The 6101-nt window shown below is 63.3% G+C and carries 3 protein-coding genes; 1 reads left to right on the top strand and 2 read right to left on the bottom strand.

Annotation, left to right across the window (positions count from 1 at the left end):
- Positions 1-209 (top strand): hypothetical protein (locus VB144_15380; protein ID MEA4885008.1); only part of this gene is annotated, 209 nt, incomplete at its 5' end.
- 562 nt (positions 210-771) lie between these two features.
- Here the strand turns inward: VB144_15380 and tilS are convergent.
- Both tilS and VB144_15370 read right to left on the bottom strand, forming a co-directional pair.
- Complete coding sequence (tilS, locus tag VB144_15375; GenBank protein ID MEA4885007.1) at positions 772-2553, bottom strand: tRNA lysidine(34) synthetase TilS; 1782 nt, start codon at positions 2551-2553, stop codon at positions 772-774.
- A complete protein-coding gene (locus VB144_15370) occupies positions 2550-5624 on the bottom strand; it encodes a SpoIIE family protein phosphatase (protein MEA4885006.1) in 3075 nt (1024 codons plus the stop codon). Before VB144_15370 ends, tilS begins: the two co-directional genes overlap by 4 nt.
- Between the last annotated feature and the right edge of the window lie 477 nt (positions 5625-6101).

Below are 6101 nucleotides of genomic sequence, written 5' to 3'. Positions count from 1 at the left end.
CGCGCCGCCTTTCCTTCATGTCCAGCTACGCGCGTTGTGCCTCCAAAGGCATCCTGGCGCTGGCGATCCACTGGCGATCCACTGACAGCGCTCACCCGCGCCTCGACGGCGCGCCTCACGGGTCCGGGCGGAGTTTCCCATTTTTGAGCGCAAGCCGTCCGAAAATGCTCACGGATGAGAATCGCACCCGCGATTTCACTCAAAAATGAGAATCCCGGCGGCACCCGGATTCTTGGCATCCAACCGTGTTCAGCGCCAAGCCTCTGGGCGTTTCCGGCTAATCAAGATCCCCGGCGCATCAAAGATCCCAGAAAGTTGGCGCTTGCCTGATCGGACTGCAAAGAAGCTTGGCGCTAGTGCCAATTGCAGTGCAGATGCGCCCCCAGTTCCTGAAAGCCACTGTCGCCCGAGGCACACCTACGCTTCTACACCTCCACACACCCAGGCCTGCACTCCGGGCTACACCCCCGCAGCACGCTCATCATGCTCCACATCAGCGCTAAGGCGCTCTTACACAACGCTCCTGACGTATGATATTACTTGCCACAAGCGGCGACAGGGAATCGGAACGAAAAATGGGCTCCCGGAAAACGGGAGGGGCGCAGGGAATACATCCTCTGGACGTTTCACCAGCGAATTCGCTGACATCGTAGACGCCGCGCGGCTGGCCGACGACGCTGAACTCATCGACCAAAGGCCACCGGAAGGAAACTGGGATGCTATATCGTAGCGTCAGACCGCTGCTGTTACGCTGTTGCTGCTTGCCGGCGCCTACCTCACGAGGGCCAACACAGCAACGCGCCGCGTCGCGGACGTCACCGGCGCCTTAGCACTCGCTCGCAGACCAGCGACCCACAGGATCTCCCCTCGACATGTCACCACCGGACAGCGGAATCTCAGCGCCCTGGGCGCCTTCGCATCAGAGAAGAGATCAGATAACTTCTTGGCGCCGCCCATGCCGAACGGGGCGATCCAGTCGCCGCTCCTCCATTGGCGTACCTGAAAAGACGAAAGGTCGAGCTCATCCGCGTCGAACATGGCCCAGTCTGCACCAGCTCGCAACGGGTCCAGCGGAACGCCGCGACACCCGCAAGATGCAAGTGCGTCGCGGCCAAGCCGCGCGAGCTCCCGAATAGTCGGCGAACCATGGTTTGGGACCCCGTCATCGCCTGCCGTGCTGCCCTCATGCCCATCGCCCGCACCGCCTGCATCGTCCGCACCGCCTGCGTCGTCCGCATCGCCTGCATCGTCCGCAGGACCCGCCAGGCCCACCAGGCCCACCGCCGTGCACACGGCGGCGTCGGCCCACGGCGCCACGAAAACCCCGGGGACCGCGATATCCACCGCCTCCACTGCCTCGTTTGCATCGTCCCTTCCGTCCGGGCGCGCAGAACCCGCCTGGCTGCGCGGCTCCGGCACATGGGGCCCATCTGGGGCGAGCTCGAACACGATGAGATCGTAAGTAAGCCGCGCACGCACGCCACGCGACAGATCCAAAGAATCGCCGACCCTTCCCACTCGCGACAGGCGCACCAGGCCATCCAGATGGGCGCGGTACAGATCCCGCGAATCCCCTACAACCTCACTGAACGCACTCGCGAGCACCCGCGCCAGCAACGGAGTGGGCAGGCTCGACAGGCGCGACCGCTTCAGCGCCAGGGCGCCAGTTCCCGCACCGTCGCCCTCGTCCTTTCCCTTGCTGTCGCCCTCGCGCCCGCGCGCGCCATCGGCCTTGTCGCTGCCCCTGGCGTCGGCCCCGGCCCGCGCCGCGTCAAGCTCCGCCCGCGCCAGGCCATGGATGAACGCCTCATCCTCCGACGCTGCCGCCGCAAGCCTGGCAAGCGCACCCCGAATGTTAGCGTTGTAACCACGCTCAAGCATGGGCAACAGCTCATGCCTCACCCGATTTCGGAAGTATGCGGTGTCGGCATTGGTCCGATCCTCCCGCGGGGTGATCCCGCGAGCAGCGCAGAACTGCTCAATTTGAGCGCGGCTTACCTCGATGAGGGGCCTTATCACCGTGATCTCATCCTCAAGCTGCCTAACAGGCTGAATGCCGCCGAGCCCGCGCAGGCCGGCCCCTCGGATGATCCGCATGAGAACCGTCTCAGCCTGGTCGTCGGCGTTGTGCGCCACGGCTGCCCTGCAGAACCCGCGTTCCCTGGCGACCCGCGCAAACAGGCCGTATCTGGCTGCACGGCCCGCATCCTCTACGGTAATCCCGGATTCCCGGGCAAGCCTAGGAACATCAACCTTCTCAACAGTGACAGGGAGGCCAAGAGAACGCCCGAGATCCTCCACGTACCGGGCGTCCTCATCTGCATCAGCGCCTCTGATCATATGATTCACATGCACTACATGCAGTTGAAGGCGGTGTTCAGCAGCTATCTCCAGGAGGAAGACAAGCATGGCCACGGAATCGGCGCCCCCCGACACCCCAGCCACGACTCCATCGCCCTCATTGACCATCCCATACTTGTGGATCGTTGCTCTCGCGATCCTTGCCAGGCTCTCTCGGTTCATCGCGTCATCACACCCCCCAAGAGCGTTCAACACGCGCGCGGTCTCTCCTTTCCCAGCCTTGCCACGAGAACCGTCATATCATCATGCATGGCATCGCCATCAGCCGCGCCACGCTCTCCTCCACTGCCCGTAGGGCTCATCCGATGCACGCCTGCACCGCGCGCCCAGGCGATGGCGGCCTGTGCAACACTCGACGCGCAGTCGTGAGAGGCAGCGGCCATGGCGCGGATCAGTCCGCTATCTGCATCAGGCAGATCCGCCCTGCCCTCGGTCACTCCGTCCGTGGCCATGATCAGCAGGTCACCCTCTGTTAACACAGCGTGGCTTCTCACCACGTGTGCCGGCGCGAGCACCCCCGCGGGCACCGAAGGCGCGCCAATGGCAGCCACGCGGGATCCGGACATGATGTAGCTGGGCGGAGCGCCCGCCTTAACTATGTCCACCTCTCCGGTGAACATATCGACAACCGCGAGGTCGAGGGTTGTGAACGAGTCGTTCTCTGAGCGCAGAAGCATAATGGCATTCACGTTCTGAATGGCGAAATCAATGCCCATTCCAGCTGCAAGGAGTTTTGCGAGTATGGAAACCGCGGCCCCGCTTTCGCGGGACGCCGCCTCTCCAGCCCCCATCCCGTCGGAGATCATCAGGGCCACCCTTCCATCCCCAAGGTTAGCTACTAGGTGGGTGTCGCCATTGGGCGCGCCCTCGCTTCTGGATGCTGCTACAGTCTCAGTCTCCAAATCGAACCGGCGCGCCGGGAGGAGCTTGATGACACACTCCCTGTACCGAGCGCCATCTGGAGCACATGGGCATTGCGCATTCCACACCGACATCGGCCGCCCAATAACACCAGACACTATGGGGGCGAGAGTCTGTACACACTCACCGTCCTGTTTGCACGGGGCCTTCGTCACCACAACTTCGAGCCCCTCGTGGCGCCCACGGGATACGCTCACCCTATCAACCTTCAGATCCGAACGCGAGAGCCGTTCCCTGATGGCGACCTCTGCCCGAAGATCGTGATCAAGATCCCCCTGGATGTCGGAAACAACAGTGGCGACGGCCTCGGCCACGCCCGTAAGCTGAAGGGCGAGGAGCGCTCCTGCAGCAGATCTTTCGATGCTGTCGCCGCCATAGGCATGCGATGCGCTGCTAGCAGAGCCATCGTCGGCACACTTGGCATCTCCGCCTGATCCGACAACCTCCGCGAGCACCGACGCCGCAAGAGAACTGGTCCGCGCACACCTCGATCTCATCGCACAGGGCAATTCCTCCGCGGAAATGGTTCTATACAGCTCCACCGCTGCGAGCGCGTCCACCAGGTCCCGATAGGTCTGGAAGAACAGATCGCCCCAGCATACCTCGTATCTGGCGCATCCGGAGCATGCCCTGGCCCGAATTGAGGAGATCGCTTTTGCAAGCCGGAATCCGATGGGTTCACAAGAACCCGAGCCAGCGTTGGCCTCTTCATCGACGGGCCCCGGGTGCTCGACTGACCAGTCCGGTTCGATTGTGGTGATAGCTGCCCTGGGCTTAGGGATCGTTGAACTCGTCGACAGCCGCGCAGACGCCGCCGGCTCGCGGGCTGCGCCACTCTCTGCAGTTTCTGCGGTCTCCACAGTAACTAGTCGCCCCGACGCAGGCGCAGCGTACGCACAGGCAAGCTCGTCCAGAGTGTCGCCTAGCGCAGAAAGCCTCCACGACACCAGGCTGTGGATTCGGCCTCCGAACGCACGCTCTTCATCGTTCGAGGCCGGCGCCTGTGGAAGACGCCACGCAATTGCCTCTATCCAGCGTGCGGGAGTGATTAGAATCAGTATCGCCGCAAGGGCCGTCTCAATCAGGCAGGATGTGAAGGCCGCCGAAGTGGAGAACTGGTATCCCGACAGGACGGCCGCAACAACAAGCGAGAACGCCCCAATGGCCCGACCCTGCTGGCGAACTGCGCCTGCCATCATTCCAGCCAGAGCCAGAAGCCCTATAAGGGAGACAGAACCTCCTTTAGCTGCAGCGAGTGTCATGCCGACAACAGCTCCAGCCAATGCCCCTGCCCCCGGACCCATGAGCATTCCCCCGGTGGTCACCGCGTACAGCCCAATCACTGCTCCAGCGGATACCCCCTGCACAACAACTTGCGCCAACCCAGCGCAAACGCCCGCTGTGATAACCAGCGCCGGCGCCATGGCAACTGCCGCCAGTTCGTGCGTGCCGCTATCGCGCGCTAAATGCACCGCCGCAGGGCACAGAACACCTGCCGCAGCTCCAGCAATGACCGCTTCGGTTAGGCCGACAGCCAACACGTCCATACCCGGACCCACCACCGCCTGCGAAAAAACTGCGGCCGCTGCATAGAAGCCACACACGGCGATGCCAACGGCTGCTCCCCCGCCATAGCGGGACCCATCCGGGCCAAGGCGACCCAGAAGAGGGCCGCGAAACAGCAGTAATAGAGAGATGCTTATCGCGAGCGACACAGCCGCGGGCGCGCCAGGGCCCACCGCCGCCCCTGACATGGCGCCCGCGATAACTGCCATTGCTGCGCGAGGATCCAGGGCCATCACGGCGGCTGCAGCCGCGGCAACGCCCAGACCGGAGTAGGCGCCGAAGAAGGCAGCCATGCCCATGACAAACGCGATCGCGCTCATGAAGGCAAGCCCGAAGGAGGCCCGTGCGATGGGGATTCCGGAAGCGGATGGCCAACGGGGGCCTGACTCCCAGGCGAACCTGGGCAGCATAGTGCGAAAGGCTTCGCGTCCGGAACCTGGGCGTGTAGGTCGCGGCCTCCGCTCACGCCCGGGCGCGCCATCGTCCCGCCGCGGCACACCATCGTTCCGTCGCGGCACACCATCGTTCCGTCGCGGCACACCACCGTCCCGTCGCGGCACACCACCGTCCCGTCGCGGCACACCATCGTCCCGTCGCGGCGCGCCATCGTTCCGTCGCGGCGCGCCCGCGGTCGCCTTTTCCCCTCCGGCCTGCCTGGCGCCTCCCGCGACTCTGGCGCCTCCCGCGACCCCAGTCTTGTTAGCCTCCCCCGCCTTTCGCCCCCGATTGTCCTTCTTCTCCCTGTTATACGTGGGAATCGACTCTTCCCTAGCCACCATGCTCCCGCCCTTCGCTGCGCCCACCGCGTCATCAAGGAAGTGAGTACAATCCTAGCACGGGGTCAGGTGCGAACTTTGTAGATCCATCTATGGGGCTAGCCTCGGAAAAATGCGAGAGCGATCTGCAAGAACAATACTTTCCATGCCGGAAGTAAGAGATGCCCATATGCCGAATAGTTGCGCGTGGAGGTGATCAGGCGTGAAACGGCATGACTTGTATGCATGGCGAATCGTGATTGCGGCCGCAATGGCTATCGGCACGGCATTGCTCCTGTTCGGCTTCACACCCGAACAGCCCGCGCGCCAATCCTATGACTCACGTTCCGCATGTAGCATATGGCAAGCAGGCATTTGGGGAATTACCAGCTAAAGGCTTATTTGCTCGCTAGCCGGATCGGCCACACACCAGTTCCGTCAGATTGTCGGTGAGTTGACTTACCAGTTGCTCGATCACTCGCCCGTTCCAGACCTTAT

The organism is Clostridia bacterium, from assembly GCA_034926675.1.
In the GTDB taxonomy this organism is placed as follows: domain Bacteria; phylum Bacillota; class DTU025; order DTU025; family DTU025; genus JAYFQW01.
The sequence above is the reverse complement of the archived record's forward strand: the minus strand, read 5'-3'. Positions and strand labels throughout refer to the sequence as shown.